The organism is Streptomyces sp. NPDC059256 (assembly GCF_042753785.1).
Classification (GTDB): Bacteria; Actinomycetota; Actinomycetes; order Streptomycetales; family Streptomycetaceae; genus Streptomyces.
Genome location: NZ_JBHYZO010000014.1, coordinates 1 through 21,153 on the forward strand (window position 1 = coordinate 1; position 21,153 = coordinate 21,153).

Sequence of the window (21,153 nt, forward strand, 5' to 3'; positions counted from 1 at the left end):
GATCTGGCGCGGACTCGCCACTCGGTACGACAAATCTCCCGAGAGCTTCGAGGCAGGACTTCACCTCCGAGGATCAATCATGTGGCTGAAGCACACCGGTAAGAGAGACCGAGCAGGAACTGCAGCACACAGACGGTGGCCAGCTGAGCGGGCGAGACTCCCCGGCCGCCCGTCACGCGGGTACCAGTCGGCGAAGTCCTCGTCACACCACAGGCCATCCAGCCGGCCACGCACCCATTACGCCGTCGTGCCGTTCGGGTTACTCGCCCGCGCAACCTGCGCAGTCAGAGGCGGGACTTGCTCACCGGAACGGGGGCGAAGGGACAACGGACACCTCGACAAGTTCGTCGGCCGGAACTACCTGAGCATGCCCGTTGACCATGCTGTCGCACTGGGAAACTTCAAGATCCCCGACAGAGTCAAGCTCAGCGCGACTTCGTTGCGGGAGCTGCTCCCTGCAGCCACCAGTGGGGCCAAGCTCCCCCGTTCCTGGATGCCCGATCCGGAACTCCTGCTACCGCCATCCGCGCGCAGGGGTTCCTCGCCCTCGCGGTGGAACGGCGCGCCGTCCAACTCGATGGCGAACTGGGCCAGGAGGTCGGGCCAGGGGGCGAGGGCTGTCTTCAGCTCGCCGATGCTCTGCGGGCCTTCATCCGACGCGAGTTTGCACGGCGAGCGGGTCGGCAACATGAGTCCGTCCGGTGTCGCCTGCTCACGGGTCGGGTCACTCATCGCGCTTCCTCCCGGGCCGGCGGCGGCCACCCCTCAGTGTCGTCCACCAGCCGCCCCCAACCCAGCACCCCTCACCCCTTCGAATGACACGGCCCAGCGTGATGACACCGCCCCCGCAGGACCGACGTGTGGAACATCAGCACGTCCACCCACAGCACAGGACCATCCCCGCAGCGCGGGGCCGACCACACAGGCCCCTTCCCGGGGTCGTGTTCAGTCGGAGCATCCCCGCAGCGCGCCGGCAGTCTGTCGGCCCCGTCGCCAACTCCAGCTCAGCCGCCGCGCGATGGCCTCCAACAGTTCATCCAGTGCCGCCTCATGCGTCCGCCCCCGAGGCCGGGCCAACCCCACCCGGCTGGGCGAGACCCCGGAGACGGGACGGAACACCACGTCCGGGTGGGAGTAGAAACGGGGCACCGACGCCGGGGCCAGGGCCACGCAGCCGCCAGCCACCGCCCCGAGCCACTCGTCGGGACGGCTGGTGACCGCGCCGACCCGGACGGGGTGCCCGTCCCGCTCCTCCGCGGCCAGCCAGTGCTCCCTCCAGGCTCCGGTCTCGGCTCCGGCCGCGACGAACGGCTCATCCGACAGCTCCCGGAACTGCACCGTCTCGCTGTTCGCCAGCGGATGCCGGGCTGGTAGCAGCACCCCACGCTCCTCAACGAACAACTCCCGCACCGCGAAACTCTCCTGCCCTGGGAACGGCAGACGCACCACTGCCGCATCCACCTCCCCCCGAGCCAGGCCGGCACTCGGGTCCGACCAGTCGAACTGCCGCAGTTCCACCCGCCACTCCGGCTGCGCCTGGCGGAACTCGGCGATGACCTCAGGGACTGCACCCACTGCGCCCGCGTCCAGGAAGCCCAGACGCAGCACCCGCGCCGCTCGGCCGGTTGCCTGCACCGCCTCGTCCCAGCCGTCCAGCAGTGCGGGCACCCGCGAGGCGAGCTCACGACCAGCCTCGGTCAGCGCCATCCCTGACCGCGAACGCGCGAAGAGCCGTACCCCGAGACCGTCCTCCAGGCGCCGGATCTGCTTGGTCAGCGCAGGCTGCGAGACGAACAGCCTCTCCGCTGCCCCGGTCAAGCTGCCCTCCTCCGCCACTGCGGCGAAGTACCGAAGCAGGCGCGTGTCCAGGTCCATACCAGCAGGTTATAGAAACAGGTATTGGACGCTGCCGAATTGCACCGCGGACGCTGAAGACATGACCGGTACCCCACGCGCGCTCCTCGTCGTCACCCTGCTCACCGCCGCCATCAACATCGGTATCGCGGCCGCCGACCTCACCGGGGCACGCTTCGTGCTGGCCAACTCGGCGGAGGTGGGTGTTCCCCGATCCTGGCTGCCCTGGCTGGCCGCCCTCAAGCTGGCTGGTGCGGCGGGCCTCCTCCTCAGCCTCTTCGACGCCGCACCGCGCCTCCTTGGCGCCGCCGCAGCCTGCGGTCTCGCCCTGCTCTACCTGGGCGCGCTCGCCTTCCATCTTCGCGCCCGTGTGCTCTACAACCTCGCGTTTCCCGGCTTCTACTTCGCCACCGCCGTCGCCTCGCTGGCATTGACCGTGTCCTCCTGATGGCGGCACCACTCAATGTTCGATGAGAACACTCAGCCTTCACTGCAACAGGTCAGCGAAGGCTGAGCGTTCTCACCGAAGACTGATCGCGGCCACTGCGGCCTGCGCCGAGCCCGCAGCCTGTTCGCTGACCGGCGAGGGAGTGCAAGGGGCGGGGAGCGCCGGAGCCGGTTCTGGCGGCAGGGCTCAGCGCTCGCCCGAAGGGTCGATACAGCCCGCGCACAGCGCCGGAATTCCGCACCCGCCGAGTCAACGCCCGCATTGCGATGCGCAGATGAACGAGCTGGTCCCGTCCCTACGGCGCACCCTGCACAACCGCGGGCCGCTGCGTCGCGCGCTGCTGGACAACTCCGTGCTGACCACGGACATCATCGCGGCCACCCGCCGGCGGGACCCGTCGTCGTTCGTCGCCGGGGCGCGGGCGGGGACGGTACGGTGCATGATCCCGGTCCACGTCTGGGAGGAGGTGCCGCGGGTGTTGGCCGACCGGCACCGCGAGGGTGGAAGTTCAACCTGGGGCGGGCACTGGCGCTAAGGCAGACCCGATACGCGCCCGTCCTCTGCGTCGTCGACACCGCCGGCCTGCCGATGACCCCCGAGGCCGAGGTCCTCGCAGGGCGGGATGCCTCCGAAGTGCCCATGCTGCTTCTAGGTGGGGTGATCGCCACGGTGGTCATCATCGGAACCGATGCGGACCTGGTCGACAGTGGACTCACGGACGCCGACTGAGTCGCCCTCCGCAAGGCCCTGGGGGACGTGGGGGTGACTGAGGGCAAGATGGCTGACCTGGAGCGGCAGGCCAGCGTTCTGCTGAACATCACCTTTCACCTGGCTAAAGCGGTGGTGGAGCAGCTGAGCAGTCGCAAGCCGCTGGCGGTCGCGGCGGTCGCAGCGGCGGCGGGCGGGATGCTCGTCTGGCAGCATCGAAGGCGTCCGCGGGTCCCTTCGCAGCGGAGGCCGGTGCTGCCCGTGGTGCTCGACCACATGGCGCAAGGGATGGCCGCACTCGACGCGCGGCACACCCGCGGAGAGGACCGGTGGCAGCAGGCGGAGCTGGGGACACCCGGCGACACACTGCTGCACTGGGTCGCCCGGCTGCTGGTCGGAGCCCCGGAGCCCATGACCCGCACGGCGATCGTGGAGCATCTGGGCGACGCCGCCCCCGGCGCCGGTCACACCGCGAGGATGGCCGGCGTCCGGAAACGTGCTGACCGCCCACCCGATGTTCGTGGACGTCACGGGCCGGGGACACTGGCAGGTCGGCCGCCTCGGCGGCCGGTAACCGGTGATCGGACAGTGTCCAGCGAGTGCGGTCGTAGCCCTCGGCGTCGTGCCACCCGGCCCACATTGCGCAGACAAACGGGTTCCAGTTGTTCATGCGCTCATCGAGCCACTTGTCCGGCACTGGCTCGCGGGGGTAGTCGGTCTCCATGTCCCTAGTTCCCGGCGCCCTTTCCTTCTCCATACCGTGTCCTGGCAGGTTGGCGGTCAGGGCCGACGTCCATGTTCGGCTTCATCACCGCGTGGAACGAGTTCCCGAGGTGCTGGTGCTCAACAAGGAGCGGTGGGACGAGCCGGGACCGCGGTGACGGTGAGGGCGGCCTGGGCAACGTAGTAGACGACGAACACGTCCCGGACCGTTGCGGTGCGCCGGTCCCGCTCGCCCCTCATGGCCTCCGACCCGTGCGCGTACGGGTCCCGGCCCAGGGTCTGTTCCATCCGGGACCGGAACCTGGCCGGATCGCTGACCTTCTTCAGCGTCTCCTCGGCGACGGGCGCGTACGCGATCGTATAACCGCGGCTCACGCGGCTCCCTGTTCCCGCAGCTGGGTGAAGATCTCCTCGTCCTCGGGGAACGAGGCCAGCTCGACGATCCACCGGCGCACCACGTTGTAGAGGTCGTTGACGTTCGCCGCGTCGATCTCCGTGTCGAACTGGGCCCGCCGCTCCCCGGACAGAGCGGCGCGGATCCCGCCGATGGTGGCCGGCACCTCGACTCGCTCGCCGTCGTGCATCGTCCACCGCACATCGTCCTCGGCCATCACCGAACACTCCTGTCTACAGCGGGACTGCCGTCCCGGCCACGGTAGCGAGAGCAGACGGCCAGCCGGTGCCGAACGGCCAGGACTTCACCCCAGGAGACCAGGCACCGACACGACAGGACGCTCGCGGCCACCGCCGCCGAGATCCTCGGAGCCCGTATCCCGGCAGCTCGGCGGGCCAGTTGACGAGACAGCGTGTGACACCTGGCCGCACCGGATGGCCTTGTGGTCTCGATGCTCAGAGGAGATCGGGTGCCTACTCGCGCGGGTCGGCGTGGTCGAGGCGGAGGGCGATTGCACGGGCGCCGGCCCTGGCGAGTGCGCCAAGTGCTGCGGCCAGGTCAAGGTGGACCTGGTTCTGTTTTCCCCGCGTAGGCGGGGGGCGTTGCTGCACGAAGAGTGCGCCTGCCTGGCGTTGTCGGCGCTAGGTCGACCAGCTCGTCGCGTGGCGTCGGCCCGGTGTCGGCGCAGGTGTATGAGTCGGGGGCGACAAGCTGGCGGGAGTCGCCGAACCTCCGCCACGGTGAGTTCGACGACTCCGGCTGTCTCACCAGTTCGGCCCCCTTTTCCAGGGGTTCAGTCGAGCTGGATCCGGGTCGCGACGCAGTGGGGTTCGTCGGCGTCGGTGACGTACTTGGCGACGCCGAGGGATTCGTCCGGTCCGAGCGGGACACGGCGCTGCTGGGGCCACTTCGACGAAGCGGTGCTGCCCGGGACGTAGCCCTTGGTCTCGTTGACCTGGGCGGCCGCGCGATGATCGCCGATCCCGCGCAGCGGACTCGACTCGTGGAGATACACGAGAACTCATCGACCGCATCACTGAAGCGACAGAAGGGCTGGTTCGGTGAAGTCGAAGGACTCCGCGTCAGCCTCGCCGACGCAGAAGGGAAGCCGCTCAACTGGAGACCAAGGAGAGCCGGGAGTTGACCGGCCTGGGCGTCGGCCTACCAACGTTTGGACAGATCACCACACGGACCAGTGGCGTTGCAGGCCATCACGGGGCCGAGCAGCGAACGAAAATGAGGCGCGCGCCGATCAGTGAGCTAGCCACCGCCGTGGCCCAGTGGGTCCTTGACCTGTACGCCCGCACCTTCGAAAGGGGGCCGCTCAGCAAGGACGAATACGTCCTGTCAAGCGACGAGAAGACCTCGATCCAGGCCCGCTGTAGTCAGGGGCGTCGTCGGTGTCGTTGCCGCAATTCCTCCAGCCGTGTGCGGGCGGCGTCATTCTGCCTCGTTGGCGGGGTGGCATGCGCCAGACGTTGTACCTGGGGTGGGGTGGGCAGGTTCAAAGACGTGGATACGCGTGCGAACACGGCTTCCAGGTCAGTGGCGGCGAGGTGGGCAAGGCCACCCTTGTTCAATCCTCGAAAGCGGGAGCTGTCCTTGCGGAACGAGGCCCAAGCCCGTCCTTTTCGGGTAGCGATGTGAGAGCGTTCTGCCAGCGAGGTGTATGCGATCTCGATGTTCAGGTCGCGCTGCTCGGCGTGTGACCACCAGGTATGCCACTGCGGGTCCTTGTGGACCATATCGACCGTGGTGTTGGCTGCGTCGAAGTAGGCCGTGGGAATGTCGATGTCGCCGTGCAGAGCGAGGCTGAGCCAGGTGGGACCCGCCGACATGAGGTTGGTCGACTCGTCGGGTTCATGGATGTGGAATCCAGGGGGTGGGCCTAGCCATGGTTGTCCTGTGGTGATCTCGTAGGCGGTGGAGACAGCCTCGGCAAGGCGATCCGACTCGCTGAAGTCCCAAGCGCAGTTGGCTACCTGGTCCGGATTCTTTCGAATTTGCTGGAATCGTGAGCTGCCTGCCGCCACAACTGCGAAGTGAAGATTGATGAGCGCGTCGCCAAACAGCGGCACCGGCTGTGCATCTGATGGATCATTCATGTCTCGGGCTGCGGTTCCTGAGAGAGGCTCATTGGCAAGGCGCCGTAGTTTCTCCGCCAGTAAATCGGCGAATTCTTCAATACGAACCTTCCCCTGTTGTGCCAGGGCTTCTGTCAGGGCGGGAGTTGTCCGCTGGTTTGCCACGCCTCCAAGGGTGCTGACGAGGGACCAGAACTCTTCTTCTGTCATTGATTGGCCTTCTGTCCACCGATGGGGAGGGGCAGGTGGGTGGGACGCCTTGGTCGCGTCCCACCCACCTGCCTACCGTTCACTCAGCTCTGTAAGGCACGGCATCTTACACGCAGACTCTCTTCACCTGTCCTGGTGGGCAGTGGCGATGCCTGGCCACGTACTTGGCGATCATGCCCCGCTTCCCAGCTACGGGCTTTGAGCCATCCTGTCATTGTCCTCATGACGGCGTATTTGCATCCGCTGGTGCCGTAGTACCTGTTGCAGGAACTGATCTGGCTGTTTGGCCTGCTGGTTCCGACACGGGAGATTCCCTATTTCCAGACCTTTCCCTTGTGGTAGATCATGTAGCCGATGCATTTGGTATTCCTGCACTTCTTGGCAGAGTTCGAATTCTTGTTGGGATGGCGATATTGGGGCCGGGTAGGCTGATCGAACACCCGATTTGCCCACAGATCCAACTCGTAGCCAGAAGGATGATGTAGGCGACCAGAACTGCGGTTCCGACCGAGAGCAGCGCGGGGGCCGCAAAGGGAATGGCGTAGCGGCCGTCCGCGTCCATGAAGTTGACCGGGTCGGCGGGATAGCCGTAGGCGTTGGCGTTTCCCCCACCACGGGGTCAGGTGAGAGGAGGTGCCCGGACCACCACCTCCAGCCCGTCGATTACGACGCCGCTATGTGTCCACCGTTTCAGGAACCGAGCACTAAAGCGGGTTCGTACCGGCCCTGCACGCTCAGGGTGGTGGCCCGGTTGTTGCGGGTGTGGCCCTCGCCGCTGCGGTCGCCGGTCCGGCGTGCCGTCGCGACACCGACCGGTCCGCCTCCACTCGGTCCGCCGGGTACGGGCCAGGCTGGAAGTGGCTCCAGAGCACCACGGGCAGCTGCCCGGCGTGGCCGTCGAGGCCGTGCTCGGCGGCGTACCGGACGATCTCCAGCAGGTGGGAGCGCTCGATCTCGCACCACCGCCGCGCCTCGGCCGGAGTGGTGAAATTCGCCGGCTCGTACCAGGGGCCCACGGCGGTGAGCGGCAGGCGCTGGCGCTGCGGGGTGAGCAGGCGTGCCGCCGCCTCCGCGTGGTGCAGGTACCAGGAGCAGAGGCGTTCCCGGGCGGCGGCGCGTTCGGCGGGGCCGGTTTCGGCGGTGGCGCGTTCGGCGGCGTAGCAGCGCAGCAGGTTGTGCAGGCGGTAGCGGTCCGGTCCGGCGGGGTTGACCAGGTGGGCGGCGGCGAGATGTTCGAGTACCGGCCTGGTCCCGGCGGTGGCCAAGCCGGAGAGCGCGGCGGCAGCGGCCGTGCTGATGCAGCTGTCGGGGGCCAGGCCGAGTAGTCGGAAGAGCCGCTGGGGGGCGGGTTGCAGGGCGCGGTAGGAGAGGTCGAAGGCCACCCGGAGGGCGGAGGTGGCGTCGCCGTCGATCTGAAAAGCCGTCAGGCGATTCTCTGAAGCGTGCAGTTCGGCTACGTGTTCCGCCAGGGTGCGGTGGGGTCGTTCCGCGAGGCGGCCCGCGGCGATGCCGAGGGCGAGCGGCAGGTGGTCGCAGGCGGCGGCGAGTTCGGCGGCGGCGCGGGGTTCGGCGCGGGTGCGGTCGGCTCCGTTGATCCGGGCGAGCAGTTCGACGGCCTCGGACTGGGGGAGCACATCGAGCACCAGCCGCCGGGCGCCGTCGCAGGCGGTGAGCCCGGCCAGCCCGTCCCGACTGGTCACCAGGGCCAGCGAGCCCGCGGAGCCGGGCAGTAGCGGCCGGACCTGCTCGGCGTTGTGGGCATTGTCGAGCAGTACCAGAACCCTGCGGTCGGCGAGCAGCGACCGGTATAGGGCGGCGCTCTCGTCGATGGTGCCAGGTATCCGCTCGGGGTCGGTGTCGAGGGCCCGCAGGAAGCGGGCCAGCGCCTCGTACGGGGCCAGCGGCGGGCCGAAGGCGTACCCGCGCAGGTTGACGTAGAGCTGGCCGTCAGGGAAGTGCTCGCGGACCTGGTGGGCCCAGTGAACGGCGAGGGCGGTCTTGCCCGTCCCGGCGCCGCCGGTCACCACGTCGATGCCGGCGGCGACGGCCGGGCCGGCGAGGCCGCGGTCCAGGGCGCCGAGTTCCGCTCTCCGTCCGACGAAGGTGGCCAGTGCGGGCGGCAGTTGGGCGGGCCTGGGGGCCTGCTGCCGCGGGCGGGTCGAGGGGGCGGCCGGGACGGGGCCGCCCTTCAGTAACTCCCTTTGCAGAAGCTGGAGTTCAGGGCCGGGGTCGAGGCCCAGTTCGTCGGCCAGCCGTCGGGCGAACCGGCCGTATGCGGCGAGCCCGTCGGCCTGTCGGCCCGCCCGGTGCAGGGCCCGGACGAGCTGTGACACGAAGCGGTCCCGGAGCGGGTGTTCGGCGACCAGTGCGGTCAGTTCCGGGATGATCTGGCGGTGCCGGCCCAGTTCGGCCTCCAGGTCGAGGCAGTTCTCCCAGGCGGTGAGTCGAAGCTCGTTCAGTGCCACCGAACCGGCGGCCAGCAGGCTGCCGGACAGCCCGTCGAGCACCGGGCCGCGCCACAGGCCCAGCGCAGCGCGGAATTCCTGCACGGCGGCGACGGGTTCACCGTGCTCGGCCAGTTGGCGCGCCACCGACACCCGGTGGGCGAAGGTCCGGGCGTCCACCTGGTGACCGTCCGGTGCGATCCGGTAGCCGGGTCCGTCGGTGAGCAGCGCCGGCGGCCCGTCCTGGGCGGTGGCGAGCTTGCGCCGCAGCAGCCCTGCCAGGTTCCGTACCTGGCGGTGCGCCGTGGCCGGCGGTTCGTCGTCCCAGACCGCGTCGACCAGTCGGGCCACAGGGACTACGGCGCCGGCGTTCAGCAGCAGGACGGCGAGCATCCGCTCCTGCTTGGCCCCTTCCGTCCGGGCCCGCCTTCCGTCGTCCGTCCACACTTCCAGTGGCCCCAGAATCCTGAACTCCATCTATCCCTCTCGTGGTTGGCCGACATCGAGCCGACTCAGTGCTTTCGAACGCCGTGACCACTCGATGAAGGAATCGTGTCAACTTCGTGCAGGTGCTTGGGAGTCTTCTTCCACTGGCCCGCATGGGCCGGCTCCCCTCACACTCAAGGAGCAGTCGGATGAAGCGTATGAAGCGGACCGCAGCCCTGGCCGTCGCCCTCGGCCTGGCCATGGTTCCCCTCTCGGTGAGCACCGCGCAGGCCGCCGGGCCGGCGACCCACAAGGGGATGACCTGGCAGACGCTGGGCACAGGCCCCGACGGGACCGTCCGGGTCGGCGGTCCGGCGCACCTGACGCCGAGCGACCCGTACAACGGCGACACCCTTCCGTCCGTCTCGCTGCCGGTCCTCTGCATCAACGTGGACGGCAGCCCGGCGCCGGAGGGCATCAGCCTGGGCTTCTACAACGGTTGGGCCGGCGGCACCGTCGCGCTCAGCCCGCCGGTGAAGGGCTCCCGGCTGAACAGCCAGGCCGCGGCCAACAGCGTCTGCTCGGCGGCCTTCGGCATCGGCTGGCGCCAGGCCGAGTTCCACGACGGCCGCTACGGTGCGGACCTGGAGAATGTCGGCGGGTGGAGCTTCTGGGCATACGGCAACATCGCCCCCAATGCCCGCTTCTGGACCGCCATCAACGACCAGCAGGCCAACCCCTGGAACTGACGGCGGCACAGTAGCGTGACCGGCCGGGCGGGCAGTGAGTAGTCCGCCCGGCCGTACCGCCGTCGATTCCGGTTTCGGTCCGGAGCCCTTGGGGCACGGCGCGAGGGCTCCCGTACGAGGGGCCCGGTCACCCTCGGGTGGCCGGGCCCCTCGGCGGTGCGGGAGGCCGGGCGGGGGTCTGGCCGGTCGGCGGGGACTCCGGGGTGAGGGGCACGTGGCATGGGGCGGGAACTCCTCTGCCGGGGAAGTGTCATGGGTGCGGGGCGGCGGACCTCGTTGCAGGAGTGGTGGCACCGGGACAGACTTTCCCATTCGGCGGCGACCGGTGACATCCCAGGTTTGCGGGGGGTGCGCCTATCTGTTTCGTCAACCCTGGTGGGGTGGATTCGTTGGGGTTCCCGGCGGGTCGGGTGCGGTGCGCTGGAGCAGGCAGGGTGGGCGGGTCGTCAGGCCCCTCATCAGCGGTCAAGCGGTGCCCCGAAGCCCGGCGGCAACACCCCCGAGGTCATCCACTTCGACAGGGGGCACACAGCCGTACCGGGCCCGGAAGCCAGGCGCCCCATTGCCGGACCACGAAAGAGGGGCAACGGGGGAGGCTCGACGACCTCTTCCCTGTGGTACGGAGACAACCTGTTGCGGACCGTTCCTCGGCACAGCCCCAGTTCAACGGCCTGGGGCTTTCGTGCTGTCCGGCCTCGTGCCGGGTTTCGGGGTGGGGTGGGTAGAGCTGGGGCGGGGATGGTCGGGCGGGGCGTCAGGCCGGGGGGCGGCCGAGTCCGGCGTTGTACGGGGCCGCGAGGAGTGCGACGAGTTCGCGGCGGCTGCGTACGCCGGTCTTGGTGAAGGCCGACTTCAAGTGGTCCTGGACGGTGGCCGGGCTCAGGAAGAGCCGCTGTGCTATGTCCCTGGTGCTCAAACCCCGTACTGCCTGAAGGACCACTTCCTGCTCGCGGGGGGAGAACCGGTGTGCCAGCAGGGACAGCGGGATGACCTCGACCGGGCTCGCGGGCTGGGCGACCAGGGCGACGCTGCCCCGCGGGCACTCGTCGAGCAGCGAGGCGTGGACGGAGAGCCACTGACCGTTGGGGCGGCGCAGCCGGGTCCAGGCGTGGGAGCCCGCCTTCCAGGAGGTCGCGTGGGCGCGGGCTCGCTCGGAGAGGTAGACCAGTGCGGTCGGTACTCCGGCGGGGCGGTACTGCGTCTCGGAGAGCTCCTCGAACAGTTGCCGGGCCCCGGAGTCCGCGGAGGTGAGCCGACCGGTGGGGCCGATGACGGCGACCCCCATCCAGTACGGTCCGTGCTGCGGGTCCGCTCGGAGGTTCTGCCCGTCAGGGATGCCTGCGGTGGGCCGCGCATAGTCGCGCAGGGCGGCGGCCACAGCCCGGGCGGCCCGTTCGGCCAGCCTCTGCTCGCTCGCGCCGAAGGGCGCCGATCCGGCCTCGCGCATCATTGCGGCGGCTCCCCACAACCCGCCGCCGACATCGAAGTTCATCCGCAGCTCGTCGCCGTGCCCGTATTCCGCGAGCAACTCGCGGTAGCGCACGCTGTGTTCAGGGCGGCCACCGGTGGCGCGGTGGACGGTCTCCACGATGCGGCCGGCGGCCCGGATGTCGACGAACCGAGTGGTGTCTTCGGACCACATCTCCAACCAGATGGCGTGCTCGAAGGGGGTCGGCTGCAGACCCTCGGCAACGGTGGAGGTCAGGAAGCCGGTGACCGGATCGGCCCCGTGCAGGCAGCCCGCTTCAAACCCGAGAGCGGGCCTGAGGACGGTGAGGAGCTGCCGGAAGAACTGTTCCAGAGGTAACTTCGCTGCCGCCAGATCGTCGATCTCTCCCAGCATCCGGCGTCCCCGGTCACGGAATGAGGTCATCTCCTAACCATAGGGCTGAGGTTGGCGTGCCCCCAGTAGTCCTGGGATGTTGCCGGTCGCCACCGGCTGAGAAGGTCGGTCCTGACGCTGGCTGGGGCGGCCACGGTGTCCACGCAGACAAATTGCTTGATCGGTCATCACCCTTGGCTACGTTCAGGGGAGTTGCTGACGGGCTCCACCTCATGGCCGATCGTCCGGTCGTCGGCCTCCTCCACTCTGAGGGGCTGTGTGCGATCCCGGACGCCGGCGCGTCGCACGGAGGCATTTTCCGCGCTAACCGCGGCTTGGAGGCATTGCTGGAGCGCTACCGGCCACGACCACGCCGACGCGTAGGCTTCAGGGGTCCTACACTTTGAAGGCTGCGGACAAGCGTTTGACCTGCAGTGATGCGCTACCGTCGGATCGCTGCGAAATCATCTCCAGAACACAGCCCTTGATCCGCGTCCACCAGCAGCTTTACCCTCGGTGGTCCTCATCAGCCCAAGAGGGTTCGCAACTTCGGGACCGCCGCGAACCGTGGCGGCCGATCGGCGCCGTGTCCTCATCACCTCAGGAGGGTTCGCAACCTGATGTCGTAGGCCATGAGGGCCAGGGCCGGCCGGTGCTCCGCTTCACCGACGGGACGACCGTCGTCCTGATCACCTCCCGTCACACCCTCGACATCGATGCCCGCCTGCACGACCTGAACGTCCTCGATTCCGACGCGTCCGTCGCCCTGCTGCACCAAGCCCTGCTGCAGACCCGCGGGCCCGCCGACACACGCGTCCAGGACGACCCAGGAGTAGCCGCTGATATTGGTGATCTATGCACGGGCCTACCGTTGGCCCTACGGATCGCCGCAGCCCTGCTCGCAGACACCCCCACCCGCCCACTGACGCCCCTGGCCCAAGCCCTTCAGGCAGAGCACTCCCGGCTGGACCGGCTACGACGCGAGGATCGCGCAGTACGTGCAGCATTCGACCTGTCCTACCGTCATCTCAGCAACGCTTCGGCGCGGCTGTTTCGACTCTTCCCCCTTAATGCTGGCCCCGACCTGTCGACGGAGAGCACCACTGCCCTTGCCGACCTCGATGATTTCACCACCGAGGAAATCCTCCAAGACCTGAACCGCGCCCACCTGATCGAGACCTCCGGGTCTACTTGGGGACGCTGGCGCATGCACGGCCTGATCCGTCTTTACGCCGATGGCCACAGCCTTGATAGCGAGCATCACGCCCAGCGAACGGCCGGAATCAAGCGACTCTACGCTCACTACCTGGCTATGGCGCTGGACGCCTACCTGAACCTGAGTCGATCCTTCGCTGTTGCCGTAGCACTTCACGAGGCGTCCCTCGCATGTGCCGTTCACCTTGGCAGCCTCGAAGGACGGGCGAAATCCCTAAACAATCTCGGAATCGATTACAACGAGGTCGGCCGCAACGAAGAAGCCATAGCGGCGTTCACTCACTCCGGGCAGTTGTGCGCCGAACTGGGCGATCACTCCGAGCGGGCCAAAACGCTCAACGGCCTTGGCACTGTGCTGCGCGAAACAGGGAATCCCGCTGAGGCGGTAAAAGCGCATCAAGAAGCCCTAATACTCCAGTCGTAGTTTGCTATCGCTGCTGTTCAGGGGCCTGTTCGTGAGTGCACTCGACTGACGCCTCGTCAGTTTTGGGAAGTTCGTGACCTAGAGTGCGGCGGTGATAGTGGCAGCGTCGCGCGGTGGCCTGGTGACGTCGTCGCCAGCGGAACCAGCTCATCGCGAGTCCGATGCGCCGCAGGTGTGTCAGCGGGGGGTGCCCCTATGGGTTTCGTCAGCCTGTGGGGGTGGGTTGGGGTTCGTAGAAGGTGCCGTCGCGGAGCATCGCGAACAGCACGTCGGCTCGGCATCTGGCGAGGCAGAGGAGGGCCTGGGTGTGGTGCTTTCCCTGGGCGATCTTCTTGTCGTAGTAGGTCCTGGACGCCGGGTCGGCCAGGGCGGCGAATGCGGACAGGGAGAAGGCCCGTTTGAGCTGCTTGTTTCCGCGTCGGGAGGGTTGTTCGCCGCGGATCGACGAGCCGGAACTGCGGGTTGCCGGGGCGAGGCCGGCGCAGGCGGCGAGGTGGGCGGCGGAGGGGAAGTTGGCTCACGGGTGTCTCACAGTGTTCCCGCCCTCACGGATGAGCATCGGGCCCCTCGTCCACGGTTCCACTGCGGAGACGTACGGGTGCAGCGACGCACTGACCAGGGCCGTCGCACAGCTCCCGGCACCGGACTAGGCTGGAGGCGAACTCGGGGACGTTCCCGCCGGGAGGCGGTCGATCATGGCTGAACTGCTGATCCGGAGTTTCGACTCCGCCGATGAGACAAGACCCTTCCCCGATGGCACGGGCAGGCTGGATCTGCTCGAAACGCCCGGCGGACCGGTCGGCCGGGCGGTCTTCGAGCCCGGTTGGCGCTGGTCCGAACACATTAAACCGTTGGCCGGTACCGCAAGCTGCCAGGAAGCCCACACCGGATATGTGGTGAGCGGACGCATCAGGATCGTCATGGACAGCGGCGAGAGCGCCGAAGTAGGTCCGGGCGACTTCCTCCAGATCCCGCCCGGGCATGATGCCTGGGTGCTGGGCGACGAACCCTGTGTAGCGGTGGACTGGACCGGCTACGGCAACTACGCGAAGCCCTCGTCCGCATAGGGCGCCCGCCACGCACGGATGCACAACGCGTACGAGTGCGGCACCAGCTCCGGCGCGACTCCTCTGACACTGCTCGCACGGCCGGGGCGTGGGAGGCACTGAGCACCGCGGCACCTGAACCGCCGCGGTGCCCCGGCTCCGAGCGAAGATCCACCCAGCAGCAGCGTGGGCGATCCTGCGGGTCGAAGGGCCTAGCCGTGTCGCTTGAAGACTTCACGGACGCCGAGCAGGTCCGCTTCCCTCTCCTTGTCGCCCTCGTAACGACCGTTCTCGTCCCGGGTCGCCACGATGGCCTCCGGGGTGAACTCCCGGCCGAAGCGGTAGATCTTCAGGCAGTAGTCGAAGCCGGACTCGCCGAAGAGGTCCACCTCCTCGCGGCGGCAGTACTCCGCCAGGCCGTCGGCCACATGCCAGTGCGTGCCGTCGTACCAGAAGACACCGCCTGCGTAGTGAATCGTCCGGCCCGTCGCGGGGTCCGTGAGGTTCAGTGACTCGTAGTTCTCGGGACGGTCGCGGACCAGGGCCACGAGGGATTCGGGGACGCCCTGGTAGAAGGACTCCTGGAGGGCGAAATCCTCCTCGGCGTACAGATTCAGCGACGACTCGTGGTCGAACGTCAGCAGCAGTACGCGGCCGTCGTCCGCGAAATACCAGACCGCGGACTGGCCACCGCCGTCGTTCCAGCCCAGACGGCGCGCGCCGGTCACCGTCACCGGTTCGACCTCGGCGAGGTCGTTCACCACGGCCGCGCGGCGCTGCACTTCCGGGATGGGCGTCGCTGCCAGGGCATCCCATATCGCATTGCTCATTCCCGCAGGGTATCCACCGCCCACGACACGGCACCGGCATCCCCGGCCCGGCCGCAACGGCCGGGCCCGATCAGTCAGCCGGCCACCGTGCCAGGACCGGAGGCAACGGTTGATTGCGGAGGTACGGGCTCGATCGAACGGCGCCTGACGAGGAGCACCACGATCAGGACGATCTGAAGGAGGATGACGAGGACCATCCCGAAGGCTGTCTGGGGTTGGGCACCGACGAGGTTGGAGATCAGACTGATGTCCCACAGGCCGTGGACGAGCATCGGCAGCAGGATCACACCTCCGACACGCAGACAGAGATAGAAGAAGTAGCCGGACGTGGAGACGATGGCGGCCTGGATGAGGGCCTCGGCTCCCGCACCGACCGCATTGCTGACGTGGACGAGCCCGAAGACGAGTGAGGAGTAGAGGGCCACCTTGCCCTCGGTGAACCCGGCTCGACGGAACACATGCACACCCAGGCCCCGGAACATGAGTTCCTCACCGACACCGACGAACAGCCCGAGCAGGAGCAGACAGACCACGAGGGAGAAGCTCTGCTCGGAAAGGTGCCAGTAGTTCAGCCCCAGCACGGCGACGACCAACATGGAGATCGGTCCCCAACGCACCCACCGTCGCACCGGAACCCGATGGTGCAGGACCTCGCCCCACCAGCCGAGCCAGGTGATCAGGCCGACGACGAACACGATGGACGCGCCGATCGGTATGAGTGCGTTGCGCACCATCGACTCGGCGGTCGGGAACTGACTGTCCGAGCCGCTGGTGTCCACGCCGGTCAGGAGCCCGATGCCCTGGATGATGCCCGCGTAGACGACAACCGCCACCAGGAACCACGGCCACGAGAACCTCCGGCCCACCGGACCGCCCTGTGCTGTTTCCATCTGGTCGTGCATCGGACCGTCCTTCGTCGCGTGGCGATGGCCCGCGACCCCGTTGGGTACGGTCCTGCGTCGCCGGGGCTGCCGTCAGCGGAGCATTCTCTCACCCCACTCCAGACAAAGGGAACGGACCACTACTGATCGGGCGATACGGCCACCTCCCCACTCACCCGGGGCAGTGGAGCCATCTCGACTGCCCGAGCACCTGTGACCGCGACCTCGGCACCCACCATGAGCGCGTGGCCCGGCTGACTCCTCCTGTCTCTCGCAGGGGATCGAGAAGCGGTTGTTGGATTCCACGCCGCTGTTCCCGCGCCCGTCCGCTCGGACCGTATGAGAACTCTCTCATCGTGATCTCACGGCTGACTCATGGCATGGGCGCATGCTTCCGGGCGCAGGACATCCCCCGGGTATGTCTCCCGTTCCGGCTTGCCGAGCTGGCTCTTGGAGGAGTGTGACCATGAAGCGGCTGCTGGGCAACGCGCGGGACTTCTGGCATCGCGTGGCCCCCTGAAGCAGTTCGCTCCGCCGGTTCGCCCCGGCGATGGCACGGACGTCCCACTACCCACCGTCCTCGGCTCGCGGACGAGTCCCGTTGAGGTCTCCCCACGCCCTGGACCGTTGGCGGCGTCCCGCCCACGTGCCAGCCGTCCCGCGTGAGACACCCGGATTCGCCTCCCCCCTACGTGCCCATCGACCGGATACGAGTTCCTTTTGCCCGTCGGCCGATGGACGCGGTGAAAGGATCACTGTGTCGTCTGAACGAACACGTCCCGGCACGGGCCGACATGCGAAGAGGAGCGCCGGCGGCCGGGCGAAGAAGTCCCCGCCCTCGCCCGGCCTCACCAACTCGATCGGCACCGATTTCGTGGCCTCCGTCGTCGTCTTCCTGGTGGCCCTGCCCCTGTGCATCGGCGTGGCGGCTGCGTCGGGTGTCTCGGTCTCACTGGGAATCATCTCCGGGATCGTCGGCGGACTGATCGTCGGTTTCCTTCCCGGGAGCACCTTCCAGGTCTCCGGGCCCGCCGCAGGGCTCGCCGTCCTGGTCCTGGAGTTCACCACCGAACACGGCGTGGAACTCCTCGGACCGGTCGTCCTGATCTCCGGCCTGCTCCAAATGGCCCTGGGGATGATGAAGATGGGCAGGCTCTTCCAGTCCATCTCCCTCGCCGTGGTGCAGGGCATGCTCGCCGGAATCGGTCTGCCGCTGATCCTGAGCCAGACCTACGCCCTGGTCGATTCCCAACAGCTGGGCGCCGCCCTGAAGAACCTCGCGGGACTGCCGGACCTGGCGACCGACGTCCTCTCGGACGGACAGAAGGGGGGTGCGCTCCTCCTCGGTGGACTGACCGTTGTGCTGTGCTTCCTGTGGAAGAAGGTGCCCGCTCCCCTGGGTCGGGTCCCCGCACCCCTGGTCGCCGTGGTGCTGGGATCACTCGCCGCGGCACTGCCGATGTTCGATGTGAAGAAGGTCGTCGTCGATGACATGTTGGACGCGATCGACGTCGTCGGCCCGACCGACCTCGGCGGTCTGCTCGACCCCGCCGTGCTCATGATGATCGTCACCTTCACCATCATCGCCTCGGCGGAGAGCCTGTTCAGCGCGGCGGCCGTCGACCGCATGCACACCGGAGCCCGTACCCAGTACAACAAGGAGTTGTTCTCGCAAGGGGTCGGAAACACGGTGTGCGGCCTCTTGGGCGCACTGCCGATGACCGCCGTCATCGTGCGCAGCGCGGTCAATGTCCAGGCAGGTGGCAAGACGAAGATCTCCCGGGTGCTGCACGGCGCCTGGTTGCTCGGCTTCGGTCTTCTGCTTCCGGGGCTGCTCGGCCTCATCCCCGTCACCGTTCTCGCCGGCATCCTGCTGCACGCCGGTTGGAAGCTGTTCAATCCGCCCGCGTTCGTCCAGATGTGGAAGGCCGACCGCGGTGAAGGCATCGTCATGTTCATCACCACGCTGGCCATCGTGGTCGCCAACCTCCTCGAAGGCGTACTCGCCGGGCTGGCCGTCGCGATCGTCCTCACCGTGCTGCGCATGTCGACCATGACGATCCGTCGGAGCACCGAAGGCGACTTCGCCCGGCTCGAACTGCGCGGCAATGCCACGTTCCTCCGGCTGACCCGTCTCATCGACGCTCTGGAATCCGTGTCCGGCGCCTCCCGGGTGGAGATCGACGCCCGCGGAATCGTCCATCTGGACATGGCGTGCCTCAGTGAGATCGAGGGGTGGGCCGAGCAGCGCCGCAAGGCGGGTGCCGAACATGTCTCGGTCCGCCTCCGTGGCGACCAGTCGGCGCAGGAAGCCGCCGAGTCCGCAGTGGCGAGGGCTCAGATCGACCCCGAGCAGTCGGCCACGGCGCATTCCGAGGCGATAGCCGCGCACCCGCATGGAGCGGAATCGGAGCCCGTACCGCAACTCGCGGCCCGCGGGTACGTCCACGGTACGTACGTCCACGGTACGGTGCATCCGGCCGACCCGCCCCAGCCCCAGCCCCAGCACGATCACAACGGGAGCCATCACCACGGGGGGCGACCATACGTCCACGGTGCGCCCATCGAGGTCGAGGGTGAACTCGCCGACGGACTGCGGCCGGTGCAGCCGATGTTCGATGAACCCGCGTACTACCAACCCTGGTACTCGGGGCCGGTTGTCGACTCACGGCAGTGGGATGGGACGGGGGACCCGCCCTTCCACCCCTACGACGAAGGACACTTCCGCTAACCCCTCTCTCCTTTTCGCATGCTCTCAAGTTGCACAAATATGCAATTGACCAGATGCGATGATGACGCTAATTGCAGTTGGCGGGGGTTCGGGTCTCCCCGCCAACTGCAAGGGGAGAGCAACGAGATCAGAACGGTTAAACACCGGCCGGAGCACGAACGGAGCGCCGGCCGGTGTGCCACCGTGGACGGCCACCAGAATCACCGCAGCCGGGAGCGGATTCCGGACCGGCCCCTCTCAGCAACGGTGAGGAGACATCCGGAGAGCAAAAGCCGCCCGGTGGGGTCAGTCGGCCCCCACAACGGCCGCGACCAGGCATTGCCGAGCAGGCTTCGACCGACGCACATTCCCTCAGGTGTTCGTCGCCACCGGGTCGACCGCCTCCGTCGCTGGACCGGGAGGCGTCGTCGGAGGGTTGGGAGGTGTGGAGCGGCGGGTGAGGCGGCGTGCGACGGGTTCGGTCCAGCGAGCAGCGAGGGGACCGACGATGACCAGGATCAGGACGTATGCGGTGGCGAGCGGTCCGATGCGCGAGTCGACGCCGACCGCGAGGCCGGCGATGACGATGGAGAACTCGCCCCGGGCGACGAGAGTGCCGCCGGCGCGCCAACGTCCGGCCGTCCTGATGCCGGCCCGGCGGGCCGCGTACCAGCCGGTGGCGATCTTCGTGAGGGTGGTGATCGCGGCGAGGATCAATGCGGGAACGAGGACCGGCGGTATGTCCGCGGGGTCGGTGGAGAGCCCGAAGAAGACGAAGAAGACTGCCGCGAAGAGGTCGCGCAGGGGCGTGAGCAGGCTGCGGGCGCCTTCCGCGACCTCCCCGGACAGGGCGATTCCGACCAGGAACGCGCCGACCGCCGCGGAGACCTGGAGTTCCTGTGCGATGCCGGCGACGAGAAGCGTCAGGCCCAGGACGACCAGCAGCAACATCTCGGCGCTGTCGGACGAGACGGCCTTGCTGATGAGCCGACCGTGACGCAGGGCGAGGTAGAGCACGGCTCCGACGGTGCCGAGGGAGATGAGCAGTGTGGTCGCGCCACCCGCCAGACTCACACCGGCGAGCAGGGCGGTGAGGATCGGTAGGTACACGGCCATGGCCAGGTCCTCGATGACCAGGACTCCCAGGATCACGGGTGTCTCCCGGTTTCCGAGCCTGCCGAGGTCACCGAGCACCTTGGCGATGACTCCGGATGAGGAGATCCAGGTGACGCCGGCGAGGACGACAGCGGCCACCGGACCCCAGCCGAGAATCAGTGCCGCTATGGCACCGGGAGCGGCGTTCAGGACGAAGTCGACCACGCCGGACGGGTACTGGGATTTGAGATTGGTGACGAGTTCGGAGGCGCTGTATTCCAGGCCGAGGAGGAGAAGGAGGAGGATGACGCCGATCTCGGCGCCCGTCGCGGTGAATTCTTCGCTGGCCTGGAGCGGAAGGATTCCTCCATGGCCAAAGGCAAGCCCGGCAAGGAGATAGAGGGGAATGGGCGAGAAGCCCACCCGCCCGGCCAGCCGCCCGAGCAAGCCGAGGGCAAGAATGATCGCACCGAGTTCGATGAGCAATTCCGTGGTGTCGTGCACAGGCGTCTATCCTCCGGTTGTCAGTTCGGCCACGGCCTCGACGCCTTCTCCACCATCGGCCGCCACCAAGGGGCCGCCGATGGTGAAACGGAACGCGCGAGGAGGCGAGGGAACGGCCGTGGTGCGGCGCGGTGCTGCGATGAGCGACAGATGGCGGCCGGCCTCTGTTTCAAGGTCGTGGCGGCGGCCGATTCCCGGCGACTCGGTGGTGCGAGGACTGGCGGTTGGCTCCATGGCGTACTCCCGGGGCACGAAAGCGGACGTGCGGGCATCGCCCACCGGCACAGGGAGACCAGAGGTCCGCGCGCACTGCCGGTGGTGAAGAGTTCTGCGTCAGCCACGAGGATCGACCGGATTGCCCAGGTGCGGGGCTAGCCCTGTTCCACGCGGACGAACGAGGCGATGAACCTCAGACGGAAAGGGCCGGCCGGACGGCTGACGAGAAAAGACGCTCGAACTCGCCGGTATCCGGCACGCTGTCGCGAGCGGGAGTCTCGACTCGCACAGCCCAAGGCGTGGGCGGGAAAGGGAAGCGGCAGCGAGCGAGGCCGGTCACGGACAGGCGCAGGGCACATGTGTACTGAGC

19 protein-coding genes and 1 pseudogene are annotated in these 21,153 nt (G+C 68.0%); 7 read left to right on the forward strand and 13 right to left on the reverse strand.

Annotated features, from left to right (window positions below):
* Positions 1–357 precede the first annotated feature (357 nt).
* Both ACFXJL_RS25240 and ACFXJL_RS25245 read right to left on the reverse strand, forming a co-directional pair.
* A complete protein-coding gene (locus ACFXJL_RS25240; protein WP_384695892.1) occupies positions 358–732 on the reverse strand; it encodes a hypothetical protein in 375 nt (124 codons plus the stop codon).
* Between the two features lie 213 nt (positions 733–945).
* A complete protein-coding gene (locus ACFXJL_RS25245; RefSeq protein WP_384695894.1) occupies positions 946–1,875 on the reverse strand; it encodes a LysR family transcriptional regulator in 930 nt (309 codons plus the stop codon).
* Between the two features lie 61 nt (positions 1,876–1,936).
* Between ACFXJL_RS25245 and ACFXJL_RS25250 the strand changes: the two genes are divergently transcribed.
* The 3 genes from ACFXJL_RS25250 to ACFXJL_RS25260 all read left to right on the forward strand — a co-directional run bounded on the left by ACFXJL_RS25250 (position 1,937) and on the right by ACFXJL_RS25260 (position 3,031).
* Positions 1,937–2,302, forward strand: a complete 366-nt coding sequence (locus tag ACFXJL_RS25250; RefSeq protein ID WP_384695897.1) for a DoxX family protein — start codon at positions 1,937–1,939, stop codon at positions 2,300–2,302.
* Positions 2,303–2,576: 274 nt separating this feature from the next.
* Entirely contained in the window at positions 2,577–2,837 is a 261-nt protein-coding gene (locus ACFXJL_RS25255; RefSeq protein ID WP_384695900.1) for a hypothetical protein, read from the forward strand.
* A 53-nt stretch (positions 2,838–2,890) separates the two neighbouring features.
* A complete protein-coding gene (locus tag ACFXJL_RS25260; RefSeq protein ID WP_384695903.1) occupies positions 2,891–3,031 on the forward strand; it encodes a hypothetical protein in 141 nt (46 codons plus the stop codon).
* 822 nt (positions 3,032–3,853) lie between these two features.
* Here ACFXJL_RS25260 and ACFXJL_RS25265 read toward each other — a convergent pair.
* From ACFXJL_RS25265 to ACFXJL_RS25285, 5 genes are all read right to left on the reverse strand, one after another.
* Entirely contained in the window at positions 3,854–4,108 is a 255-nt protein-coding gene (locus ACFXJL_RS25265; RefSeq protein ID WP_384695906.1) for a hypothetical protein, read from the reverse strand.
* A complete protein-coding gene (locus ACFXJL_RS25270) occupies positions 4,105–4,344 on the reverse strand; it encodes a hypothetical protein (protein WP_384695908.1) in 240 nt (79 codons plus the stop codon). Before ACFXJL_RS25270 ends, ACFXJL_RS25265 begins: the two co-directional genes overlap by 4 nt.
* 576 nt (positions 4,345–4,920) lie before the next feature.
* Positions 4,921–5,142 (reverse strand): hypothetical protein, encoded by a 222-nt coding sequence (locus ACFXJL_RS25275; RefSeq protein WP_384695911.1) that lies wholly within the window; start codon positions 5,140–5,142, stop codon positions 4,921–4,923.
* Positions 5,143–5,512: 370 nt separating this feature from the next.
* A complete protein-coding gene (locus tag ACFXJL_RS25280) occupies positions 5,513–6,421 on the reverse strand; it encodes a DUF4240 domain-containing protein (protein WP_384695914.1) in 909 nt (302 codons plus the stop codon).
* A gap of 734 nt (positions 6,422–7,155) precedes the next feature.
* The gene (locus tag ACFXJL_RS25285; protein ID WP_384695917.1) at positions 7,156–9,342 is read right to left on the reverse strand and encodes a BTAD domain-containing putative transcriptional regulator; all 2,187 of its coding nucleotides are present in this window, start codon (positions 9,340–9,342) and stop codon (positions 7,156–7,158) included.
* A 158-nt stretch (positions 9,343–9,500) separates the two neighbouring features.
* Here ACFXJL_RS25285 and ACFXJL_RS25290 point away from each other — a divergent pair, with 158 nt between their 5' ends.
* Positions 9,501–10,040, forward strand: coding sequence for a hypothetical protein (locus tag ACFXJL_RS25290; protein WP_384632971.1), 540 nt, complete (start codon positions 9,501–9,503; stop codon positions 10,038–10,040).
* Between the two features lie 754 nt (positions 10,041–10,794).
* Here the strand turns inward: ACFXJL_RS25290 and ACFXJL_RS25295 are convergent.
* Positions 10,795–11,913 (reverse strand): LuxR C-terminal-related transcriptional regulator, encoded by a 1,119-nt coding sequence (locus ACFXJL_RS25295; RefSeq protein WP_384695922.1) that lies wholly within the window; start codon positions 11,911–11,913, stop codon positions 10,795–10,797.
* A gap of 601 nt (positions 11,914–12,514) precedes the next feature.
* On the opposite strand from ACFXJL_RS25295, the gene ACFXJL_RS25300 reads away from it, so the two are divergent.
* Positions 12,515–13,501 carry a tetratricopeptide repeat protein gene (locus tag ACFXJL_RS25300; RefSeq protein WP_384695925.1) on the forward strand — a complete coding sequence of 329 codons (987 nt, stop codon included), beginning with the start codon at positions 12,515–12,517 and terminating at the stop codon, positions 13,499–13,501.
* Between the two features lie 205 nt (positions 13,502–13,706).
* Here ACFXJL_RS25300 and ACFXJL_RS25305 read toward each other — a convergent pair.
* Positions 13,707–14,012 (reverse strand): annotated as a pseudogene (locus tag ACFXJL_RS25305) (transposase); the annotation flags it as partial.
* A 184-nt stretch (positions 14,013–14,196) separates the two neighbouring features.
* Here ACFXJL_RS25305 and ACFXJL_RS25310 point away from each other — a divergent pair.
* On the forward strand, positions 14,197–14,568 hold the full coding sequence (locus ACFXJL_RS25310; protein WP_358880656.1) for a cupin domain-containing protein: 372 nt from the start codon (positions 14,197–14,199) through the stop codon (positions 14,566–14,568).
* Between the two features lie 191 nt (positions 14,569–14,759).
* Here the strand turns inward: ACFXJL_RS25310 and ACFXJL_RS25315 are convergent, their stop codons facing one another.
* The gene (locus ACFXJL_RS25315) at positions 14,760–15,377 is read right to left on the reverse strand and encodes a hypothetical protein (RefSeq protein WP_384695928.1); all 618 of its coding nucleotides are present in this window, start codon (positions 15,375–15,377) and stop codon (positions 14,760–14,762) included.
* Positions 15,378–15,451: 74 nt separating this feature from the next.
* A complete protein-coding gene (locus tag ACFXJL_RS25320; RefSeq protein ID WP_384695931.1) occupies positions 15,452–16,279 on the reverse strand; it encodes a CPBP family intramembrane glutamic endopeptidase in 828 nt (275 codons plus the stop codon).
* Positions 16,280–17,015: 736 nt separating this feature from the next.
* Between ACFXJL_RS25320 and ACFXJL_RS25325 the strand changes: the two genes are divergently transcribed.
* A complete protein-coding gene (locus ACFXJL_RS25325; RefSeq protein WP_384695934.1) occupies positions 17,016–18,989 on the forward strand; it encodes a SulP family inorganic anion transporter in 1,974 nt (657 codons plus the stop codon).
* Between the two features lie 351 nt (positions 18,990–19,340).
* Here the strand turns inward: ACFXJL_RS25325 and ACFXJL_RS25330 are convergent, their stop codons facing one another.
* Together ACFXJL_RS25330 and ACFXJL_RS25335 are read right to left on the reverse strand one after the other, a co-directional pair.
* Positions 19,341–20,567, reverse strand: a complete 1,227-nt coding sequence (locus ACFXJL_RS25330; RefSeq protein ID WP_358880660.1) for a cation:proton antiporter — start codon at positions 20,565–20,567, stop codon at positions 19,341–19,343.
* A 6-nt stretch (positions 20,568–20,573) separates the two neighbouring features.
* Positions 20,574–20,801 carry a hypothetical protein gene (locus tag ACFXJL_RS25335; protein WP_384635177.1) on the reverse strand — a complete coding sequence of 76 codons (228 nt, stop codon included), beginning with the start codon at positions 20,799–20,801 and terminating at the stop codon, positions 20,574–20,576.
* Between the last annotated feature and the right edge of the window lie 352 nt (positions 20,802–21,153).